Here is a 19,292-nt window from a genome sequence, read left to right on the forward strand (position 1 = left end):
CCCAGTCCATGCACGGATCGACGAGCACTTGTGTTTTCGTCGCGGTGAGGGTGCGGGGAACGGGCGCGATGGGCTACGCGTGCGCGCGGCAGAAGGCGCGAACCGCTGCCGTGAAAGCCTCCGGCGCCTCAAGGTTACTCACATGGCCCGCAGCGGGGATCGTCACCAGCTCGGCATGCGGGATGGCGTCCCGGAAGGCATGCGCGACGTCCAGCGGGGAGCGGGCGTCCAGCTCGCCCCACAGCAGCAGGGTCGGCACCGTGATCCGGGGCAGCAGGTCCGTCTCGTCGGCCTCGGCCATCAGCGAGAGCTGCCTGGCCAGGGTCTCCGGCCGAACCTCCCGGTTCATGGCGTCCAGCAGCACCGCGAAGCGCTCCGGTGGACCGGCGGCGTAGAGCCCGGGCAGCGTCGGGTCGAACGCATCCGCGGGCGCCGCCAGCATCCGCCGTGCCCCCTCGACGCGCGCCGTGACCTCCTCCGGCGGCAGCGAACCCTTCCAACCGGCGTACGTGTCCACCATCAGCAGCGACCGCACCAGGTCCGGCCGCCACCGGTACAGCTCCAGGACCACCGTCCCGCCCCACGAGAGCCCCCCGACCTGGGCAGGCCCGAGCCCCACGTCCTCGATCACCGCGGCAAGGGCGCGCGCGTAGTCCTCCAGCCCGAAGCCCGCCGGCAGCGCGCCGGACCTCCCGGACCCCGGCTCGTCCCAGGCCACCACCGTGAACTCGTCCGCCAACGCCTCGACTTGCGGCTGCCACATCCGCCCGTCGACGGCGGCCCCATGAACAAGCACCACGAGCGGCCCCTGCCCGGCCCGCGTATAAGCGACATCGACCCCGCCGACCCGCACCACAGCCATACCCCCAGGCTAGGCCCCACCACCCAAGCCCACTACCGGTCGGCCCCCGGGCAGTCGAGCCACTCACCGGAACAGCGCCCCACCCCCGCTCTCCCGAACGCACAGAACCATGCCGAACCCATCGATCCCAGGGTTCCTGAACGGCCGTACGAAGCCCTGTCGGGTCAGTACCCCAGAGATGAAGGCCGAGAATCGCGCCCTCGAGACGGGCAGCACACGTCCGATCAGTTCCGGTCCGCCCCAGGCCCACTTGTCGCCTGAACCTGTTTCGGCGGGCGTCTGCCGCCAGCAGGAGGGGGCTCGGACGTCCTGCTCAACGGCGACGTCGAGCCCGCCCGCCTCGACGACTTGGGGCGGCTCCTCGGCTCCTTCGGGTTCCCTTACGAGCTTGAACTGAGCGACGAGCCCAGCGCCCTCCTGCGAGTCATCAGACCCTCCACCGACCTCGAGTCCCCTGTCCCTACCTGGGGCCTTCGTCGTGGGGCCGGCCCCGAGAACCTCTCCACGAGCGTCCACGGCCCCTGTCGCACGCCCGCACATACAACAAGACCCCGTCCTCAGTGTTTCCACTGATCACGGGGTCTTTAGGCACTTCCTGCGAAGTGCCCCCGGCAGGATTCGAACCTGCGCACACGGCTCCGGAGGCCCCGTGCGTCTCACGAGTCTCCGCAGGTCAGCGACCTACGAGTATCATTCCGAGCCTTGTCGGTCCACGAATAGGCCGCACGTTAGCGGAAGGTGTTGTCCGGACGTCACCCGGTGGTGACGTGGGCACAGAGGCTGAGCTGCTGATACCCACCGGGTACGTCGGCTCCTATGACCGCCCAGAATCCTTTGGAATCGCGTAGGTGCCCACCCAGGGTGTGCCATGACAGGCCTGGAAGCTCGATCCGCAGCGCGGCGAGGCCGGCGGAAGCCAGACCGCATCGCTGATACTCCGGCAGCGTGTAAGGCTGCTCTACCCACCCAAGCCGACAGCGCCGGCAGACCTGGTAGTCGACGCTGAATGCGAAGTCACCATCCAGGTTGGCTGCCCGCTGACGCCAGTCGTCGCCCCGCTCTCCCGAGATGGTGTCCTGCCATGGCGTTTCTAACCGTGGCACGCTCGTCCATCCCCTCCGCCGCCCAAGCCGCCCGCGGCTCACCCGCCGAAACATCTTGCGCCAGTGCCTCCGCCCAGACACCCGCCCTACTTCGTGCGCCCGACTAGCCAAGCGCTTCGCTGCTTCCCTGTCGTCATCGCTCGTCATGATGCTCATCGTTCCCCGCCCCGGCGGACGAGGAGCTCTGTTTGCCGACGAAGGCTGGGAAGCTCCTCGGCCACGCCCAGTCTGAGGACCCTCCGGACCACTGTTTTTGTAAGTTCGATCAACGGTATGTCACGGCACGCCGCGGCAGCAGGTGCGAGGGCAGGGCAAGCTGCCGGGGACCGTGGGCGTACGCCGTCGTTGATGTCAGATGTGGATGTCAGGCAGGGCATCGACGCTACAGCTCGCCAACTTCCTCCGATCTTCCCGCGATGGCGGCACGGACGTGGAGCCCATGAGCGGCAGTGCGTGACCAGCAACGGCGCCAGGGGCGGGCGCTTGTGATCGGTTCCTCAAATCCGACAAGTAGAACTCTTGCCATAAAAGACGTATGCGCCTCAATCGATCATCGAGGCCGCGAGCTCATGTCATGATGCGGATCATGAGCGTCCAGGACGACAAGCGCGAGAACCAGATGATCGATCGCTTCAACCTTGAGGTCCCAGAAGACCGCAAGCGATCTGATATCGATGCCTACTTGACCGTACAGGGGCAGACTATTTCGTTCGAGCTGAAGTCGGCTACGCGCAAGGGCGTGTCGACAGTCAGGGATCTCGGGCAGGGGCATTTCAGTAAATGGAAGAACATGCACTGGCTCTTCGGTGTGTACGACGCCAGGGGGGAGCGGCTGCTATACACCCACTACGCCTCGCCCGAGGCCATGGTCCCGTGGATCTCCGGCAAGGAGCAGTATGTGCGCCCCGATATCTCGCTCGCGCTGCACGCCGCGCAAGGTGTGGGGCGGGATGCTGTCGTCGACCTGCTCGGGGAGAAGGATTACTACACCCGGGACGAAGCCAAGTGGGTCATGAAGAACCAGTGGTCTGCGGCGCAGTACCTGCAGGCAGGAGACCTAACTGAAGGCAAAGAAGTGCGGTACTCCTTGGATCGAATGGTCGAGATAATGCGGGAGCGTTGTCTCTATGTGATGTCTCGCGGGGCCACGCTGAACAATCCACACATTCCGATGTCGTACATCGCGGAGCTACCTAAGATTACGGATGAGCCAGCGATGAATCTCCGGCGTCTGGTTAAGGATTACTTGGAGAGAGCATCCATCACCGAAGATGCCACGGCATAGGCGAGTGGCGGCGGAACAGCATTTCCGATCTGACCGAGAGCCATATAGGTGGCGCCTACGAATGGCCAATCCTCCGGAAACCCTTGAATCAGCGCCACGTCAGGTACGGACAGTCGAAAGTGTCCGTTCTTGGCGACGAAGGCTCGGGCGGATGGGCGATCCGCCGCCACGCCGTTGGGCCAGATCTCCAGACTCTCAAACTTGCGCTGTGCAGCGACGCTATTGAGGATCGAGGTCGTGTGCCGCGGGCCTGTCAAGCTGCTTCGGATCGTTGGCGAGAGATCGTCGATTCCGATGTCGGGCAGGCCCAGCGCCTCGCGGAGTCCCATGCAGCGGGCTTCGCTGCCGATGGAAGCGTCGCCCCAAAAATGCGTGGGTTCAGGCGCGTTCCAGGCGTTTGCGGTCTTCTTGGCGCGAAAGCCTACAAAGAATACTCGGCGTCGAACTTGGGGGACGCCGAAGTCACTGGCTTGAAGGATTACCTTCTGAATGTGATAGTTGGCAGAAAGGGGAGTCAGGATGCTATCTGCAACGTACTCAGAGAACTTCGGGCTAGCCAGTGCGGGCACATTCTCGCCGATGAAGGCGGCTGGCTTGATCTCCTTTACGGCGCGCACGAACTGAGGCCACATGTCCCGTTCATCCAGGTGACCTTGCTGTCGTCCTGCGTTGGAGAAGGGCTGGCACGGAGGGCCTCCATGGAGGAGGTCCACCTCGCCGCGCCACTGCTTGAAATTGACTCCGCGGACGTCGCCCTCGCTGCCGCTGAAGACCGCCCAATGGTCACGGGCTTTCCGTAGCGTGTCACCTGCCTCCGGCATGATCTCGAATGAGGCCGTGTGGCCAAAGCCGGCCCGTTCTACGCCGAGGTCCAGCCCGCCCCCGCCGCTGAAGAGGGAGAGGGCGTGCATACCCGAGGCTTCGCGCTGCGGCATCAGGTCCAGCGGGCGGAAGTTCGGCGTATTGATCGCGTGTAGTGGAGCAGGCCCCTCACCAGCCAATGCGGAGCGTCGTGCTTCCCGTGACTCGCGCGACATCTTTCGAAACTTCTCGCGCTGCGCCTCGGTCAGGTCGCGCGGCTGGTGGAAGGGGGAGGTCGTCCGAATCCGACTCGGCACGACCTGCCCCTCGGGTGCCTCCGACGTACCGGAGGTGTCGAAGAGGCTGTCTTGCTGAGTGGGCTCGGGCATGCTGCGAATCTTACGAGACGCCGGAGCGTTTGTCAGCTGTGTGAGGCGGTGGCGGCTCTGACCTGGGGATATGTCCTGGCGTACTCGCGCGTCCCGCAGGGTTTCCGCGAGCGAAGCCCCTGGGGTATGGATCGGCAGCAAGGCCTTGTGTGAATGATCATGACGCCGGTGGGCTCCGTCGCTGGACTTCGCCGCACCCCGTAATTCCCATCCCGTCTGCCGTCGACCCACACGTACGTGGAGCGGGCGCGGTGCCGGGCGTCCAGGTGGAGCGCCCAACTGGACGAACGACCTGGACGCCCGGTGCCGTGTCTGCTGGGCTTGTCCTGGGTCGATGGCAGACGGGATGGGAATCCCCGCCCCTGCCATCCACGCAGCCGCACCCGCAATGGGAGCCCCCGCCATCCCGGAGCCTGAGCGCCCCCGCCGGAGGCATGTCCCTGACGTGCACCTCGCGCACTCGCCCAGGCCGCATCGTGGTTCCCCACCCATCAACCCGAGCCGTCAGGCGTGCGGCCGGCGGCCGGGCCGGAGCGGGGCGCAGACAGGAGCGGCGGCCCGGGCGACGGGCCGCACGCGCCGCGCCGTGCGCGGCGGGTGCCCTTGATGAAGTAGAGAAACTCTCACCGCGCTCCCCGTCAGTGCTCCGGTGTCGAGCGCTCGGCACCGCCCCAGTAGGTTGCCGCTATGTCACTCACACCAGACAACGAGGTCCGCAGTAGAGAGGAACTCGTCGCGTTCCTTAGGGAGCTGCACCAAGAGTTCCGTCGCCACGGCGACGAGTGGGAGAACCACACACTCGAACGATTCCTGGAGGCCCTCGCAGCATGGGTGCATGATGCTCCAGGCGTGTATCGGAACTTCGGCAAGGAGTTCCCGGCAGATGGCAGCTGGGACTTCTTCGCCCAGGCGCTCTACGCAGCCACGCTCTACGAGTGATCGACACCGCGAGCCGAGGTCTCCCTTCGTCATCAGCTACCGGCGCAGATCCTGCGGGGCCACAAACCCGGTGCGTCTGGGTCATGCCATTCGACTCGACGGCCGCCGCGACAGAATGAGTGCAGCCTCGCCATCGACGTAGCTCCCTACGCCGCGTCTCGGTCAGGACGGGTTCCGTGTTCCAGGTACACCGGGGTCGCGACTGCGTGGGCTTCCATGGCCGCTGAGATCCGTCGGGCGAGACGAGGGATAGTGCGCGCCTGGACCTCGTCCGGGGTGAGAAACGCAAAGCTCTTGATCTCGTCGGCCTGCAAGGCGATGCGGTCCAGCGTTTCCGCTGAGAGCTGGCCACCATCGAAGAGGTAGAGGACCTTGTCCCCTTCCGAAGCGCTGGGAGCCCAGTCGACTGCCAGCAGGGTCCCGAGCTGAGGTTCGATGCCCAGTTCTTCGCGGACCTCACGAGCAGCCGCTTGCAGAGGCGACTCGCCTGCCTCGACGTAGCCGCCGGGAATGTCCCAGTAGTCCTTGTAGGTGGGCTCCACCATGAGAACCCGGCCGGCGGCATCAAAGAAGAGCGCACCCGCGGCCATACGCGGGTGCGCCATCCTTGCTTCGTGCTCGTTCGCTGCCATGGGGCTGAGCGTACCTAGATCAGATGACGCGCAGCCGGTTGGCGAGATCGGCCATGTGACGAGTCGGCCTGCCGCGCTGGCTTCGCACCCAGGTCAGTACAAGCTCTCGCGCAAGGTAGTGGCTCCGGACCTGCTCCGGTGCCCACTGTTCGGCTTCGAGAACCTTCGCGAGGGCGTCGTCCACGCGGTTGTGTGCGCTCAAGGCTCGGGCCATTTCGAGGTTGTGCCGTGTCCGGCGCTCGGTCGGCAGCCCACTCGTGTCGATCTGCGGGCCTAGGTCGACGGCGACCTGCATGTCTCCCAGCTCGGCTGACGTCGCTACGCGGTGGATCGCCACGTTGGTTGGCCCGAATGCGGTCCATACGTGGTTCGCGTCGCGCCCCAGCTGACGTGCCGCACGGTCGGCTTCAGCAAGAAAGTCTCTGGTGGTGGTGCGGTCCTCCGCGCGTGCTGCGGCCATCGAACCGGCGAGGAATAGCGTCCCGTAGATCGACAGGAAGTCGGGGCCCGCGCCGCTGAGGCCGGGGCGCAGGTAGTCCGAGGCATCGCCGACCAGCTGAACAGCAGCGTCAAAGCGGCCGTTGGACAGGAGGCAGTGCGCGACGGAGCGGAAGAGTGACCCTGTGACCACGGTGTTGCCGGACTGCTGAGCAGCCGCCAATCCGCGGTCTGCAGCGATCCAAGCCAGGTCCGTTTCACCAAGCTTGGTCAGCACCATGGCAGCACCCTGGTAGGTCATAGCCATCAGTTCGTGGGCCTGGTCACGGTCCTGGCCGTCGTACGCCTGGGCCGCGATGAGCACATCCGCAAGCAGAAGCGGAAGTCGGCGCGTGGCGAATCCGTACCGCGATCCCTGGTAGGCATCCCAGACCTCCGCGACGTTCTCTCTCAGCTCGTCTAGCGGAGTCGGCTCCCCCTCGGTTGTCACGCCGAGAAGTGGAGTGAGCTGCCGATAGTTCATGAGCGCAGATCGCAGCGCCGGCACCGTGCGGGTGCCGCTGTCGGACGTCCAGTCCATCAAGGTCGGTTCGGCGAGCAGGTCACCTAAAGACACGTCCAAAGCGTCTGCCAGGGATTTGATCACTGAGAGCCTGTCCAACTCCAGCCGGTTGTTCTCGGCCTTGCTCAACCAGTCGACCGTGCGCCCGACGAGGCCAGCCAACACCTCCTGTGACAAGCCGCGCCGGCGGCGGTACCAGGCGACTCGCTCGCCGACCGTCAGGTTCGTCGTCATTCCTCGCATAGGAAGAGCTTCCCCCCGCCTCTTCACGTGACCCCGGAGAGTTTTTCCGGGGTAGTGCTTCGGACCAGCCCTAGCGTTGCTGACTACCCGAGGGGCTGTCAGACGGAATGCGCAACGAGGGGGCCACGATGGCACTGACCCCAGCAGAACACTTAGACCTGCTCAACGAGATGAGAGGCCTTGGCTTGGAGCTCGCGGACCTGAGTCGCCGAGCAGACGCGGTGATCACCGCGCTCGCGTCTGCTGCCTCACCAAGTCCTCAAGCTGATCCATCCGCTCGGCGAGGCGTCGCACCTCTTGGCGAACCTCCGAGAGGTACTCAGTGATCTGCTCGAACTCCGGACTGCGCTTCTGGCCATGGCCTTCACCCGGGAGGGCGGCGAAACTGCCCTTTCCCTGGTGGGAGATCGCGTAGCCGTCCTCTCTCAGCCGAGCGATCGCCTGGCGTGCGACGGTGCGCGATACGCCGTGATCAGTCATCAGCTTGGACTCGGACGGCAACTTGTCGCCCGGCAGGAGCTTCCCGTCCTGGATCAAGCGCTTGAACTCGTCGGCGATCTGCAAGTACGCAGCGCGACCGGTGAAGTCGGCCATAGACCCTCTCAGTGTGTTGGTGCCTAGTCCAGCACATCGCACAGATCCAAGTCGAGGAACCACTTGACACGCCAAGTAGGACAGGTTCATCCTCTATCCAAGATGACGTACTAAGTGCGTCAGGTTTAAACGATCTAGGAGTGCGCTCATGCGTCAGATCCCTGTCGACACCTCCACCGCGATGGTGATGGTGGCCCAGCCCCCGGCCCCGAAGATCGCGAACCGCCAGACCGGTGAGGTCGCGACCGACCGCGAAACCGGCGCCACGATGATGACGGTCGACGTCATGTTCGTGATGGACGGCAACGCCGAGATCCTGAGCCTGACCGTCCCTGAGCCCGGCATTTCCGGCGAGCTGACCATGGGCACCCCGGTCGCGCTGACCGGTGTCGTGGCTCGGCCGTGGGAGAACGAGTTCAACGGCCAGAAGCGGCACGGGATCAGCTTCCGCGCAGTCGCCGTCACCTCGCTGGCCGCCGGCACCTCGAACTCGAAGGCTGCCTGAGCATGACCGCCTTATGGGTCTCGCTGGCGCTGGTCGCCACGATCGCGCTGCTGCTGCGGTGGCAGCGTCCGGCCTGGTACTGGATGACCTTCGGCGTCCTGTTCGCCGTAGTCCGGGTCCTCGTCCGGTACGGGTCGGTTATGGACGCGTGCGGGCTGACCGTCCCGCCCTCTCGCTTCCGCCTCGCGGTCGCACGCATGGCCAACCGCCCCACCCCTGAGCCCAGGTCCCCTCGGATTCTGCGGCTCCGGCCGACGCGGACTGGTTTGGTGCTGCGAGTGAAGCTGCGGCCCGGTCAGGATGCCTTCGACTTCTCCGCCGCCTCGGACCGACTGCGGCACTCATTCGTCATGCAGAACGTCACCGCCCGAGAGATCAGGTCCGGTGTGGTCGAGCTGCGGATGACCGGCTACGACGTCCTCAAGCGCGTCCATATGCCCGCGGTCGCCACTACGGGGGTGATGCGGGTTCCGGTCGCGATGCGTGAGGACGGTGGGGTCTATTACCGCGACTACCGCCAGAGCCCGCACGCGCTGAACGTCGGAGCCACGCAGTCCGGCAAGTCCGTCTATCAGCGCAACCTCGTCGCCGGCCTCGCCACATTGGATGTCGCCCTGGTCGGGATCGACTGCAAGCAAGGTGTGGAACTCGCCCCGCTTGCCCGCCGTTTTACTGCCCTGGCTGACAACCCGGACACTGCCGCCGAGCTGCTTGACGTGCTCGTCGAGCACATGGCCGACGTCTACCTGCTCATCCGCCGCGAGCAGCGGCTGAGCGCAGACGTACCAGACGCGGAGATCACCGCCGACATCTGGGACCTGCCCGACCACCTGCGCCCGACCCCGATCGTCCTCGTGGTCGACGAGGTCGCCGAACTCGCCCTGTTCGCCACGAAGGAGGAAGAGAAGCGCCGGGACCGGATCATCACCGCCCTGGTGCGGCTCGCGCAGCTCGGCCGCGCCGCCGGCATCTATCTGGAGATCTGCGGGCAGCGCTTCGGCTCTGAACTCGGCAAGGGGATCACGATGCTTCGTGCCCAGCTCACCGGCCGTACCGCCCACCGCGTCAACGATGAGACCTCGGCGAGCATGGCCTTCGGTGACATCTCCCCGGACGCTGTCCTGGCCACCATCCAGATCCGTACGGACCGGCCCGGCACCGCCGTCGCCGGGGACTCCTCCGGCGGCTGGGTCCGCATCCGCACCCCACACCTCACCCTCCGCCGGGCAGTGAACATCGCGAACTCCCAGGCCCACCGCGCCCCGGAGATCCCCGCTCTGGATGCCTTCCGGCCCGTCCTGCCGAGCCTGGTCAAGGTCCCGGCCCCGGCGGTCGAAACCGCCCCCGCCCCGGCCTAGCCACTCGCCGCACAACGGTCGGCGTGACCGCCCTCGCGCCACGTCCCTACCTCACCCATGCCTGAAACCGGAAGGAAGCGCCCGCCATGGCCGCTCGCAAGAGCCCCGCCCGCAAGGTCGCGCCGAAGGAGTGCCCGGACTGCAAGGGCGTCGGAGAGACCACCGAGACCGTGCAGGTCGGCACTCGCAAGCGCCGTGACACCGAGCACCGTCAGGCAGCGCTCTGCCTGTCCTGCTTCGGCACCGGCCACGCCACCACCTGACCCGTCGGGACCGGGCGGCCGGCCAACCAGTGCCCCGCCCCTGTCCCGGCCCCAACCCCAGGAAGGAGGAACCCCCTTGAAGCGCGCGCCCATCCGCGTGGACGCCGTCCTCGTACAGGCTGTGATCGCCGGGGCCCTGTCCTTCGCCCACCTCCACGACCTGGCCGCAGCCGCCGGACAGACCGGCTGGAAGGCGTGGGCCTACCCCGTCTCCGTCGACCTCCTGCTCGTCGCCGCCTGGCACCGCCTCCGGACCCTCCGGGCGGCCGGCGTGTCTGCCCGCTCGGCCTGGACCTGGTTCACCGTCGCGCTCGCTGCCTCACTGGGGGCGAACGTGGCCACCGCCGGACTCCTCGACCTCGGCGACGTACCCGACTGGCTGCGCATCCTCGTCGCCGGATGGCCAGCCCTCGCCTTCCTCGGCGGCACCCTCCTCGCCCACACCCCCGCCCCCACGGCAGAGCCGACGACCGCTGCCGCGGACCCCGTGGAGTCTCCGGCGGTCGAAACGGTCGTCGAGCCAGACGACACCGCCGAGCTGGAACCCGAGCCCGCTCCCGTCCCGGCTCTGCCCGCCGTCGAGCCCGACCCGGCGACCGAACCGAGCCCCGTACCCCCGGCCGTCGCTGTTCCGCCGGCGCTGGTTGCTCACGCCCGGAAGGTCGCCGACGACCACCACAGCCGTACCGGCTCGCCGATCGATACCGACACCCTGCGCGCCCGCCTCGGTGTCCCGCCCCAGATGGCCGACGCCATCGCCGCCCAACTCGCCGTCTGACCAGCAAAGGAGAACTCGATCATGCGTGACTCGACCCGCCGCGCCCTGGAGCGTGCCGCCGAACTGACCCGGAACAACCGCCTCGTCGACGCCATGGCCACTGCCGAGCCGGTGATCGCCGCTGCCGACGAGTTCGAGTCGGCCGAGATCCGTCGGTGGCTCACCGACCACGCCGACGACTTCACCCGGGAGGGCTGACCGCCATGGCCGCACGCGACTTCTTCCACTCCGTGATGCGGATCGGCCCCGTGCAGATCGGCACCCACCGCGACCGCCACGGCCGCACCAAGCACACCGCCGCCTGCACCGCCGATGACTGCGGATGGTCCGCCGACTACTCCAACCAGTCCGCCGCCCAGCTCGCCGCACGCACCCACCGCTGCAAGCCCCGCTAACCGCGAAGGAGAACCGCGTCATGGACGTCCCGCTCTGGCTCGCCCTGATCGTCGTCGGCGCCCTCGGCATCAAGCTCATCCGCCCGCCCTGGTGGCTCGTCGCCGTGATCCTCCTCGGCGGCTACCTCCTCGCCGACAGCGTCCTCGCCCCGCTCATCGACACCACGATCAACCAGTAGGGAGAACCGCCATGCTCCGACCGCACGTCCCGGTCAACCCGCTCCCGACCGGCATCGTCACCCCGCCCATCCAGCCCACCCCGACCACCGCCATCGAGCCGACGGCCAACCACGACCGCACCCCGGCCCCGGTCGCCCCGGCCCGTACGACGGTTCAGCTCACCCCCGGCAGTGCGGTCGCCCTCGCCGCCGGCGGTGGCGCGGTCGTCCTGGTTGTCGGCGCCGTCCTGGTCTCGATGCTCCTGGCGGTCGCCATCACCGGCGTCTCCGTGGCTCTGATCGCGGTCGTGCTGCGGCTGCTCGTGCGCGACATGCAGAAGGGCCGGTGACCGGCATGGACACGTACACGATCGCCGCCGGGTTACCGGCCCTCGGCTGGGCCCTGCACGGCGGCCTGCTCGCCCGCCGCCTGGCCACCGCCCGCCGCGACCCGCTGACCGGCCTGCACACCCGAGCCGGATGGACCACCCGCGCCGAACGCCTCATGGCCAGGCACCCGGGTGCGCTCGTGCTCCTGGTCGACCTGGACGACTTCAAGACCATCAACGACACCCACGGCCACGCCGCCGGAGACGCGGTCCTCACCGCCACCGCCCAACGGCTGAGCAACTGGTGCGGACACCACGGCATCGCCGCCCGCCTCGGCGGAGACGAGTTCGCCGCCATCATCACCAATCTCGGCGCCGCCAACCTCTTCGACCTCTGGTCCGCACTGGACCAGCCGGTCACCCATAACGGGGATGCCCTTCGTGTCTCGGCATCGGTCGGCTACTGCGCTCCAGAGCAGCTGCCGGTCCCGACGCTCACTGACGCTCTCTCGGCCGCTGACGCCGCGATGTATGTGGCCAAGGGCCACGGCAGGCGCAACACACGCTAAGCGGCCCCCGGAGCGGCCTCGGTCGCCAAACTTCCGCCGCCCCGGGCGCCTCAACCCCACTCCAGACCCCAACGGACCCGAAAGGGAAAACCCATGATGCCCCAGGCCCCGACCCCGCGCGTCTGCTCCCACTGCGACGGCTTCCCCGTCGTCCACATCACCACCGGAAGCATCAGCCCGGACGGGAACCGCCGCACCCTCCCGGCCACCTGCCCTGTGTGCAAGGGCGTCGGCACCCGCACCGCCCCGGCCGTCCTCGTCCGCGCCGGGAAGTGACCACGTTGAACAACACCGCGACCTTCGCGGGCCTGGACCCGGCCACCCTGAGCGACATGCTCACGGTGGCCGGGTCCCCCGGCTTCGACCGCTGGAAAGACCAGATCCACCGCACCGGCGGCTGCTCCAACCCCATCCACCTCCAGGGTTGGACCCTCACCCAGGACAAGACCAGCGGCGAGACCCTCCACCGCTACTCCACCGAGACCGAGCCCGGTGGTCGGCTCCGGGTCGCCTGCGGCAACCGGCGGGCTTCCCGCTGCCCGGCCTGCGCCTGGACCTACGCGGGCGACACCTACCACCTCATTCGCGCCGGCCTCGCCGGGGACGACCGCCGCGACATCCCCGCCGCCGTTCGAGATCACCCGCGGGTCTTCCTCACCCTCACCGCGCCGTCCTTCGGCCCCGTCCACAACCGCCCCGGCACACGGCCCTGCCGCTGCGGCACCCACCACCCCGAGGACTCGCCCGAGCTGGGAACTCCGCTCGCCCCCGAGTCGTACGACTACGCCGGCGCCGTGCTCTTCAACAACCACGCCGGACAACTCTGGGACCGCTTCGCCAAGCGACTCCGCCGCGAGATCGCCGCCTACGCCGGCCTCTCCCAACGGGCCCTGAAGGAAGTGCTCCGGCTCTCCTACGGCAAGGTCGCCGAATTCCAGAAGCGCGGCGCCGTCCACTTCCACGCCGTCATCCGGCTCGACGGCCCTGATGGCCCCGCCGCTCCTCCGCCGGCCTGGGCCACCACTGAACTCCTCACCCATGCCATCCAGGCGGCTGCCGCCCACTCGTACACGACCGTCACCGTCCCTGCCGTCGACGACCAGCCATTACGTCGCCTGCGCTGGGGCACCCAGCTCGACATCCGCCCCGTCAAAGCCTTCGGGGACGGCGCCGACATCACCGAACAGGCTGTCGCCTCCTACATCGCCAAGTACGCCACCAAAGCCGCCGAGACCACCGGCAGCCTCGACCGACGCATCGGCAACCGCGAAGCACTCTTACTCCTCGGCGTCCCTGACCACACCCGGCGCCTCGTCGAAGCCTGCTTCGACCTCGACCCCCTCTACCCCGACCGCCGACTCCTTGCCTGGGCCCACATGCTCGGCTTCCGCGGCCACTTCTCCACCAAGTCCCGCCAGTACTCCACCACCCTGGGCGACCTTCGCCAGAGCCGCGCCGACTACCGGGCTGCCCAAGAACGCACCGCCCGCGGCCTGGACGACATCGAGCCGGACACCGTCCTCGTCCTCACCTCTTGGACGTACGCCGGCCAAGGCCACACCCCCGGCGAAGCCGCGCTCGCCGCGTCCATCGCCCGAGACATCCAGCTCAACCGCGAAACCGCCCGCGAAGCACTACGCGACCAACTCGCCCTGGAAGGAGCGCTCACATGAAAGACGAGCTGATGACAGTGCCGCAGATTCTCGCCGAGCTGGGTGGCGTTTCGCGCCGGACCTTCTATCGGTGGCGGGAGCTGGGACAGGGGCCTGCAGCCTTCAAGCTGCCCAATGGCGAGCTTCGAGTGTGGCGATCCGACTTCAGCGCATGGCTCCGCAACCTGGAGGTCGCTGCCGCGTGAAGTCCCTCGACGTCAAGATCTGGAGTGTTCGTAAGCGGAACACCAAGAAGCCGTCCTACGACGTGCGCTGGGCCGTCGCCGGTCGGGTCTTCCCCGAGTCATTCAGGACGAAAGCGCTCGCCGACAACTATCGCTCCAAGCTGATGCGGGCCGCGCGTGACGGCGAGGAATTCGACACCGAATCCGGCCTCCCCAGCTCCATGGAGGAGAAGAAGTCGGCCCTGACCTGGTACGCCTTCGCCCTGCAGTACCTTGCCATGAAGTGGCCACATGCGGCACCGAACACCCGCGACGGCATCAACGAATCGCTGACATCGGTCACCACGGCACTTCTCGATGAGCGTCCTGGACGCCCGTCGGATGGGCTTCTGCGTAAGGCTCTGCGGAACTGGGCCTTTGTCCTCCCCGGGCCTGACGAGCGCGAACTTCCGACAGAGATCGGCAACGTTCTGCACTGGGTCGCCAAGGCCTCTCGGCCGCTTTCCGACCTGGCCGACCCGGTGATCGGGCGTGCGGTCCTTGATTCGCTCAAGCTCAAGTTGGACGGCACCGCGGCGGCTGCTGAGACCGTACGCCGGAAGCGTCGCACCCTCGTCAACGCCGTGCACTATGCCGTGGACCTGGGGGAGTTCCCGGAGAATCCCCTTGCCTCGATCCGGTGGCAGAAGCCCAAGGTGTCCAGCGAGGTGGACCCCCGCGTCGTGGCCAACCCGGAGCAGGCCCGGTCCCTCCTTCACGCCGTCTCGTACATCGGGGGCTATCGGCGAGCTCGCGGCCGGCGTCTGGTCGGCCTGTTTGCCGGGATGTACTTCGGGGGCTTCAGACCTGCTGAAGTGGTGGGCATAGCCGAGCCGGATCTCACGCTCCCCGCCTCCGGATGGGGCTCCGCTCTCCTGCACCGGACCCGCCCGAGTGTGGGCAAGCAGTGGACCGACTCAGGAGAGAGCCACGACGACCGCGGGCTGAAGAACCGCCCGAACGAGGACGTCCGCCGGGTCCCCATCCCTCCCCAGCTCGTGAGTATCTTCCGCGAGCACATCGAGACCTTCGACACCGCTGGCGACGGGCGGCTGTTCTTCAGCGAGACCGGGGGAGTGGTCTCCTCGTCGACGTACTACCGGGCCTGGCAGGAAGCCCGAGAGCTCGCACTTCCGCCGGCAGTGGTCGCCTCCCCGCTCGCGCGCCGACCGTACGACCTCAGGCACTCGGCGCTCTCCACGTGGCTCAACGCGGGTGTCGACGCCACAGAGGTCGCCGAGCGTGCCGGCAACAGCGTGGAGGTGCTGCTGAGTCGGTATGCCAAGTGCCTCGACGGCCGTCAGGAAGTGGCGAATCGGCGCATCGAGGACCTGCTCCGCGAGTACGAGTGAGAGCAGTCAAACGCGCTACGCTCCGAGGCCCCTGGACCTGTCCGGGGGCCTCTGTCGTTCCCCTGGACTGACCTGCGTCGATGCCCCAAGATCCTGTCCACAAATAGTCCACGGACCCTGACATACGGCCGCTTCGAGCGGCGCACGGCTGCACACGCAAGAAGACCCCGTCCTCAGCATTAGCGCTGGTGGCGGGGTCTTTAGGCACTTCCTGCGAAGTGCCCCCGGCAGGATTCGAACCTGCGCACACGGCTCCGGAGGCCGTTGCTCTATCCCCTGAGCTACGGGGGCGTCCGCCGCGTTCGGCGGCGACGGGTAGAACCCTACCAGCATCCGAGCCGTGCCTGTGAACAGGTATTTCCGTCGAGTCACCGACCCCCCGTTCCCCCTCACGGGTCGGAAGTGGGCAAAACCCGGACGCAGCCTCTTTGCGCGACCTACTCTCGTCGTGTGTCAGGCATGTCCGGTCGGGTGCTCGTTGTCGATGACAACCGGGTGATCCGGCAGTTGATCAGGGTCAATCTCGAGCTTGAGGGCTTCGAGGTCGTGACCGCGGCCGATGGTGCCGAGTGTCTGGATGTCGTGCATCAGGTGCAGCCTGATGTCGTCACCCTCGACGTCGTGATGCCCCGGTTGGACGGGTTGCGTACCGCCGAGAGACTGCGGTCCGATCCGCGTACCAGTCATCTGCCGGTCGCCATCGTCAGCGCCTGCACGCAGTACGAGATGGACAGCGGTGTCGCCGTCGGCGTCGACGCCTTCCTCGCCAAGCCCTTCGAACCCGCCGAGCTCGTGCGCGTCGTACGCAAGCTCATGCACCGTGACCGGCGGGAGCCCGGACAGCGGCGTGGCGGACAGGAGGGGCCGTCGGGGGTCGATGGAAGACGCGGCGGGGACCGTGGTGTCGACGGAAGAAACGTCCAGCCCGAGTCCGTCGACGGACATCGCACCGACCCTCACACCGACGCGCCAGACGACTGGACCGGTAACCGCGTCGACGAGCGAGGCGACAACCGGACCGAGACGCGAGTCGCCGGCGAGCGGCAGGACACCGGGCGCCGCGGGCTCGGGTGCGCCGGCAGCAGCTGTCCGTAGGAGAGGGGCCCGGTCGGCGCGCCGCGACGGCGGTGCGTCCCCCCGTTTTCCATCGCCGCGCCGCGACGGCGGTTCGCCCTTCCCTTCGTCGTGCCGCGACCCCTCTCCGGAGCCGGTCTCGGCGCCCCGTCACCATGCCCGCCCACACCCCCGGTGACCGCATCGCGAAACCGGTTCGCGTTCCGACCCCCCTTCTCCCATACGCTTGTCCCGTGACCCCCGCGGACCTCTCCCTCACCGTGCTGCACGCCGTGCGCCGTGCGGTCGACGACGGTGCGCTCCAGGTGGAGGTCCCCTCTCGCGTCGCCGTCGAACGGCCCCGGCCCGGTGGCAGCGGTGACTACGCCAGCAACGTCGCCCTCACCCTCGCCCGCGCCGCCCGCCGCCCGCCGCTCGACGTCGCGGCCATCCTCCGCGAGCGGCTCCACCGCAGCCCCGGGATCGCCGCCGTCGAGATCACCGGGCCCGGCTTCCTCAACTTCCGTCTCGACGACACCGCCCAGCAGGGGCTCGTACGGGACGTTCTGCGGAGCGGGCTCCGGTACGGGCACCTGGAGCCCAGCGGTCAGGTCGCCCAGCCCGTGTACCGCGCCGACGTCCGGGCCGCCGTCACCGCCGACGCCGTGCGGCGGATCCTCGTCTCCCAGGGGTACCTCGTCCGCACCGCCTGCGAGGACGCCGCCGACCCCGACTGGGCCGAGCTCGACGTACGGATCGAGGCGCAGGGGGCCCGGGGGCACCTGCCCACCGACATCGCCCCCCTCCCGGTACGCCACACCCCCCGCGAACTGCTCGACACCCTCGGGCCCGACGCCGCCCGCTGGGGGCTCCTCGCCTCCGCCGGCCACGATCACGCCTCCGTCGGCCCCTCCCTCCTCCGGCAGCACGAGGACAACCCGCTCTTCCGCGTCCGGTACGCCCACTCCCGTGCCCGCGCCCTGACCCGGAGCGCCGCACAGCTCGGGTTCCACACCCAAGCCGGCGAACCCCTCCACACCGTCCCCGCCCCCGCCCTCACCCGCGCCCTCGGTGATCACCCCGCCGTGCTCGCGGCTGCCGCCCGCCATCGCGCCCCCGACCGGGTCGCCCGGCATCTCGAAGTCGTCGCCGACGCGCTGCTCGACTTCCAGCACACCGTCCTGCCCCTCGGCGACGAGAAACCCTCGGCCGCCCACCGCTCCCGGCGCGCGCTCGCCGAAGCCGCCGGGACGGTGCTCGCCGGTGGCCTCGCCCTGCTCGGCATCTCCGCGCCCGAACACATCTGAAAGAGCAGACATGAGCCGTTCCGCCCACCCCGCCGGGCCCCGCCACGCCGACGTCCTGCCCGAGGGGCACTACACCGCTCCGCCCGCCGACCTCAACGTCCTCGACCCCAAGGTCTGGGCGCGGACCGTGCGCCGTGACGAGCAGGGGCAGGCCACCGTCGCGGGGATCGGCGTCGCCCGGCTCGCCGAGGAGTTCGGGACCCCCGCCTACTTCCTCGACGAGGACGACTTCCGCGCCCGCTGCCGCGCCTGGGCCGACGCCTTCGGGCCGGACGCCGACGTCTTCTACGCCGGCAAGGCCTTCCTCTCCCGCGCCGTCGTGCGGTGGCTGCACGAGGAGGGGCTGAATCTGGACGTGTGCTCCGGTGGGGAGCTGTCCACCGCGCTCTCCGCCGGGATGCCCGCCGAGCGGATCGCCTTTCACGGGAACAACAAGTCCGAGGAAGAGATTCGTCGCGCCGTCTCCGTCGGTGTCGGGCGCATCGTGCTCGACTCCTTCCAGGAGATCGTCCGCGTCGCCCACATCGCCCAGTCCCTCGGCAAGCGGCAGCGCGTCCAGATCCGGGTGACCGTCGGCGTCGAGGCGCACACCCACGAGTTCATCGCCACCGCCCACGAGGACCAGAAGTTCGGCATCGCGCTCGCCGGGGGACAGGCCGCCGAGGCCGTGCGCCGGGCGCTCTCCCTCGACGGTCTCGAGCTCATCGGGATCCACTCCCACATCGGGTCCCAGATCTTCGACATGGCCGGCTTCGAGGTCTCCGCGCGGCGCGTCGTCCAGCTCCTCGCCGAGGTGCGGGACGAGCACGGCGTCGAGCTTCCCGAGATCGACCTGGGCGGCGGCCTGGGCATCGCGTACACCTCCGCCGACGATCCCCGCGAGCCGCACGACATCGCCAAGGCGCTGAAGGAGATCGTCACCCGTGAGTGCGAGGCCGCCCGCCTCGCCACTCCGCGCATCTCCGTCGAGCCCGGCCGCGCCATCGTCGGGCCCACCGCCTTCACGCTGTACGAGGTCGGCACCGTGAAGCCGCTGGAGGGGCTGCGGACGTACGTCTCCGTCGACGGCGGCATGTCGGACAACATCCGCACCGCGCTGTACGACGCCGAGTACAGCGTCTCCCTCGTCTCGCGGACCAGCGACGCCGAGCCCATGCTCGTCCGTGTCGTCGGCAAGCACTGCGAGAGCGGCGACATCGTCGTACGGGACGCCTTCCTGCCCGCCGACGTCGCGCCCGGCGACCTCCTCGCCGTGCCCGCCACCGGGGCCTACTGCCGGTCCATGGCGAGCAACTACAACCACGCACTCCGCCCGCCCGTCGTCGCCGTACGCGACGGCGAGGCGCGCGTGATCGTCCGGCGTGAGACGGAGGAAGATCTCCTGCGTCTCGATGTCGGGTGATGCTGTTTTCCTTGGGGAATACCCCCAAACGCCCAAAAAGTGTCTCAGGATCCGGACGAGGGGCAGAAACCCTCGTCCGGTGAGTGAGACTGGTCCAAC

22 protein-coding genes, 1 tRNA gene and 1 pseudogene are annotated in these 19,292 nt (G+C 68.2%); 18 read left to right on the top strand and 6 right to left on the bottom strand.

The genetic code is table 11. The annotated features are described in order from the left end of the window. Positions 1-73: 73 nt before the first annotated feature. On the bottom strand, positions 74-862 hold the full coding sequence (locus AB0E14_RS19905) for an alpha/beta fold hydrolase (RefSeq protein ID WP_362419325.1): 789 nt from the start codon (positions 860-862) through the stop codon (positions 74-76). Positions 863-2,551: 1,689 nt separating this feature from the next. Here AB0E14_RS19905 and AB0E14_RS19910 point away from each other — a divergent pair. Beyond that, positions 2,552-3,250 (top strand): hypothetical protein, encoded by a 699-nt coding sequence (locus tag AB0E14_RS19910; RefSeq protein ID WP_362419328.1) that lies wholly within the window; start codon positions 2,552-2,554, stop codon positions 3,248-3,250. Here the strand turns inward: AB0E14_RS19910 and dcm are convergent. Further along, positions 3,208-4,440, bottom strand: coding sequence for a DNA (cytosine-5-)-methyltransferase (gene dcm / locus AB0E14_RS19915; RefSeq protein WP_362419331.1), 1,233 nt, complete (start codon positions 4,438-4,440; stop codon positions 3,208-3,210). The two genes, AB0E14_RS19910 and dcm, sit on opposite strands and share 43 nt — an antisense overlap. 687 nt (positions 4,441-5,127) lie before the next feature. Between dcm and AB0E14_RS19920 the strand changes: the two genes are divergently transcribed. Continuing rightward, a complete protein-coding gene (locus tag AB0E14_RS19920; RefSeq protein WP_362419334.1) occupies positions 5,128-5,379 on the top strand; it encodes a hypothetical protein in 252 nt (83 codons plus the stop codon). A 146-nt stretch (positions 5,380-5,525) separates the two neighbouring features. Here the strand turns inward: AB0E14_RS19920 and AB0E14_RS19925 are convergent, their stop codons facing one another. From AB0E14_RS19925 to AB0E14_RS19935, 3 genes are all read right to left on the bottom strand, one after another. Then, on the bottom strand, positions 5,526-6,011 hold the full coding sequence (locus AB0E14_RS19925) for an NUDIX hydrolase (RefSeq protein WP_362419337.1): 486 nt from the start codon (positions 6,009-6,011) through the stop codon (positions 5,526-5,528). Between the two features lie 19 nt (positions 6,012-6,030). Beyond that, the gene (locus AB0E14_RS19930) at positions 6,031-7,245 is read right to left on the bottom strand and encodes a helix-turn-helix domain-containing protein (RefSeq protein ID WP_362419340.1); all 1,215 of its coding nucleotides are present in this window, start codon (positions 7,243-7,245) and stop codon (positions 6,031-6,033) included. Between the two features lie 234 nt (positions 7,246-7,479). Then, the gene (locus tag AB0E14_RS19935) at positions 7,480-7,848 is read right to left on the bottom strand and encodes a winged helix-turn-helix domain-containing protein (protein WP_362419343.1); all 369 of its coding nucleotides are present in this window, start codon (positions 7,846-7,848) and stop codon (positions 7,480-7,482) included. A gap of 148 nt (positions 7,849-7,996) precedes the next feature. Between AB0E14_RS19935 and AB0E14_RS19940 the strand changes: the two genes are divergently transcribed. The 13 genes from AB0E14_RS19940 to AB0E14_RS20000 all read left to right on the top strand — a co-directional run bounded on the left by AB0E14_RS19940 (position 7,997) and on the right by AB0E14_RS20000 (position 15,431). Beyond that, entirely contained in the window at positions 7,997-8,353 is a 357-nt protein-coding gene (locus tag AB0E14_RS19940) for a hypothetical protein (RefSeq protein ID WP_362419346.1), read from the top strand. Between the two features lie 2 nt (positions 8,354-8,355). After that, on the top strand, positions 8,356-9,711 hold the full coding sequence (locus AB0E14_RS19945; RefSeq protein WP_362419349.1) for an FtsK/SpoIIIE domain-containing protein: 1,356 nt from the start codon (positions 8,356-8,358) through the stop codon (positions 9,709-9,711). 86 nt (positions 9,712-9,797) lie between these two features. Continuing rightward, entirely contained in the window at positions 9,798-9,974 is a 177-nt protein-coding gene (locus tag AB0E14_RS19950; RefSeq protein WP_362419352.1) for a hypothetical protein, read from the top strand. Positions 9,975-10,050: 76 nt separating this feature from the next. After that, the gene (locus AB0E14_RS19955) at positions 10,051-10,752 is read left to right on the top strand and encodes a DUF2637 domain-containing protein (protein ID WP_362419355.1); all 702 of its coding nucleotides are present in this window, start codon (positions 10,051-10,053) and stop codon (positions 10,750-10,752) included. A 21-nt stretch (positions 10,753-10,773) separates the two neighbouring features. Next, positions 10,774-10,950, top strand: a complete 177-nt coding sequence (locus tag AB0E14_RS19960; RefSeq protein ID WP_362419358.1) for a hypothetical protein — start codon at positions 10,774-10,776, stop codon at positions 10,948-10,950. A gap of 5 nt (positions 10,951-10,955) precedes the next feature. After that, a complete protein-coding gene (locus AB0E14_RS19965) occupies positions 10,956-11,147 on the top strand; it encodes a mobile element transfer protein (protein WP_362419361.1) in 192 nt (63 codons plus the stop codon). A 20-nt stretch (positions 11,148-11,167) separates the two neighbouring features. Further along, a complete protein-coding gene (locus tag AB0E14_RS19970; protein ID WP_362419364.1) occupies positions 11,168-11,326 on the top strand; it encodes a hypothetical protein in 159 nt (52 codons plus the stop codon). A gap of 11 nt (positions 11,327-11,337) precedes the next feature. Then, entirely contained in the window at positions 11,338-11,655 is a 318-nt protein-coding gene (locus AB0E14_RS19975) for a SpdD-like protein (protein ID WP_362419367.1), read from the top strand. Positions 11,656-11,660: 5 nt separating this feature from the next. Continuing rightward, a complete protein-coding gene (locus AB0E14_RS19980; protein WP_362419370.1) occupies positions 11,661-12,203 on the top strand; it encodes a GGDEF domain-containing protein in 543 nt (180 codons plus the stop codon). Positions 12,204-12,296: 93 nt separating this feature from the next. Continuing rightward, complete coding sequence (locus tag AB0E14_RS19985; protein ID WP_362419373.1) at positions 12,297-12,479, top strand: hypothetical protein; 183 nt, start codon at positions 12,297-12,299, stop codon at positions 12,477-12,479. Positions 12,480-12,484: 5 nt separating this feature from the next. Further along, complete coding sequence (gene repSA, locus AB0E14_RS19990; RefSeq protein ID WP_362419506.1) at positions 12,485-13,876, top strand: replication initiator protein RepSA; 1,392 nt, start codon at positions 12,485-12,487, stop codon at positions 13,874-13,876. Next, the gene (locus AB0E14_RS19995) at positions 13,873-14,061 is read left to right on the top strand and encodes a helix-turn-helix domain-containing protein (protein WP_362419376.1); all 189 of its coding nucleotides are present in this window, start codon (positions 13,873-13,875) and stop codon (positions 14,059-14,061) included. Before repSA ends, AB0E14_RS19995 begins: the two co-directional genes overlap by 4 nt. Continuing rightward, positions 14,058-15,431, top strand: coding sequence for a site-specific integrase (locus AB0E14_RS20000; protein WP_362419379.1), 1,374 nt, complete (start codon positions 14,058-14,060; stop codon positions 15,429-15,431). Before AB0E14_RS19995 ends, AB0E14_RS20000 begins: the two co-directional genes overlap by 4 nt. 219 nt (positions 15,432-15,650) lie before the next feature. Here the strand turns inward: AB0E14_RS20000 and AB0E14_RS20005 are convergent. After that, positions 15,651-15,722: transfer RNA gene (locus tag AB0E14_RS20005), tRNA-Arg, on the bottom strand. A gap of 168 nt (positions 15,723-15,890) precedes the next feature. Between AB0E14_RS20005 and AB0E14_RS20010 the strand changes: the two are divergent. The 3 genes and pseudogenes from AB0E14_RS20010 to lysA all read left to right on the top strand — a co-directional run. After that, positions 15,891-16,247 (top strand): annotated as a pseudogene (locus AB0E14_RS20010) (response regulator); the annotation flags it as partial. Positions 16,248-16,738: 491 nt separating this feature from the next. Next, complete coding sequence (gene nrtL, locus AB0E14_RS20015; protein WP_362419382.1) at positions 16,739-17,791, top strand: ArgS-related anticodon-binding protein NrtL; 1,053 nt, start codon at positions 16,739-16,741, stop codon at positions 17,789-17,791. Positions 17,792-17,801: 10 nt separating this feature from the next. Continuing rightward, positions 17,802-19,193, top strand: a complete 1,392-nt coding sequence (gene lysA, locus AB0E14_RS20020; RefSeq protein WP_362419385.1) for a diaminopimelate decarboxylase — start codon at positions 17,802-17,804, stop codon at positions 19,191-19,193. Positions 19,194-19,292: the final 99 nt, after the last annotated feature.

It is taken from the genome of Streptomyces sp. NPDC047981 (assembly GCF_040653315.1).
Lineage (GTDB): Bacteria > Actinomycetota > Actinomycetes > Streptomycetales > Streptomycetaceae > Streptomyces.

Bases quoted from the DNA above. Each gene is read 5' to 3' on its own strand.
- AB0E14_RS19905 (WP_362419325.1), bottom strand. From the start codon at position 862: ATGGCTGTGGTGCGGGTCGGCGGGGTCGATGTCGCTTATACGCGGGCC.
- AB0E14_RS19910 (WP_362419328.1), top strand. From the start codon at position 2,552: ATGAGCGTCCAGGACGACAAGCGCGAGAACCAGATGATCGATCGCTTC.
- dcm (WP_362419331.1), bottom strand. From the start codon at position 4,440: ATGCCCGAGCCCACTCAGCAAGACAGCCTCTTCGACACCTCCGGTACG.
- AB0E14_RS19920 (WP_362419334.1), top strand. From the start codon at position 5,128: ATGTCACTCACACCAGACAACGAGGTCCGCAGTAGAGAGGAACTCGTC.
- AB0E14_RS19925 (WP_362419337.1), bottom strand. From the start codon at position 6,011: ATGGCAGCGAACGAGCACGAAGCAAGGATGGCGCACCCGCGTATGGCC.
- AB0E14_RS19930 (WP_362419340.1), bottom strand. From the start codon at position 7,245: ATGACGACGAACCTGACGGTCGGCGAGCGAGTCGCCTGGTACCGCCGC.
- AB0E14_RS19935 (WP_362419343.1), bottom strand. From the start codon at position 7,848: ATGGCCGACTTCACCGGTCGCGCTGCGTACTTGCAGATCGCCGACGAG.
- AB0E14_RS19940 (WP_362419346.1), top strand. From the start codon at position 7,997: ATGCGTCAGATCCCTGTCGACACCTCCACCGCGATGGTGATGGTGGCC.
- AB0E14_RS19945 (WP_362419349.1), top strand. From the start codon at position 8,356: ATGACCGCCTTATGGGTCTCGCTGGCGCTGGTCGCCACGATCGCGCTG.
- AB0E14_RS19950 (WP_362419352.1), top strand. From the start codon at position 9,798: ATGGCCGCTCGCAAGAGCCCCGCCCGCAAGGTCGCGCCGAAGGAGTGC.
- AB0E14_RS19960 (WP_362419358.1), top strand. From the start codon at position 10,774: ATGCGTGACTCGACCCGCCGCGCCCTGGAGCGTGCCGCCGAACTGACC.
- AB0E14_RS19965 (WP_362419361.1), top strand. From the start codon at position 10,956: ATGGCCGCACGCGACTTCTTCCACTCCGTGATGCGGATCGGCCCCGTG.
- AB0E14_RS19970 (WP_362419364.1), top strand. From the start codon at position 11,168: ATGGACGTCCCGCTCTGGCTCGCCCTGATCGTCGTCGGCGCCCTCGGC.
- AB0E14_RS19975 (WP_362419367.1), top strand. From the start codon at position 11,338: ATGCTCCGACCGCACGTCCCGGTCAACCCGCTCCCGACCGGCATCGTC.
- AB0E14_RS19980 (WP_362419370.1), top strand. From the start codon at position 11,661: ATGGACACGTACACGATCGCCGCCGGGTTACCGGCCCTCGGCTGGGCC.
- AB0E14_RS19985 (WP_362419373.1), top strand. From the start codon at position 12,297: ATGATGCCCCAGGCCCCGACCCCGCGCGTCTGCTCCCACTGCGACGGC.
- AB0E14_RS19995 (WP_362419376.1), top strand. From the start codon at position 13,873: ATGAAAGACGAGCTGATGACAGTGCCGCAGATTCTCGCCGAGCTGGGT.
- lysA (WP_362419385.1), top strand. From the start codon at position 17,802: ATGAGCCGTTCCGCCCACCCCGCCGGGCCCCGCCACGCCGACGTCCTG.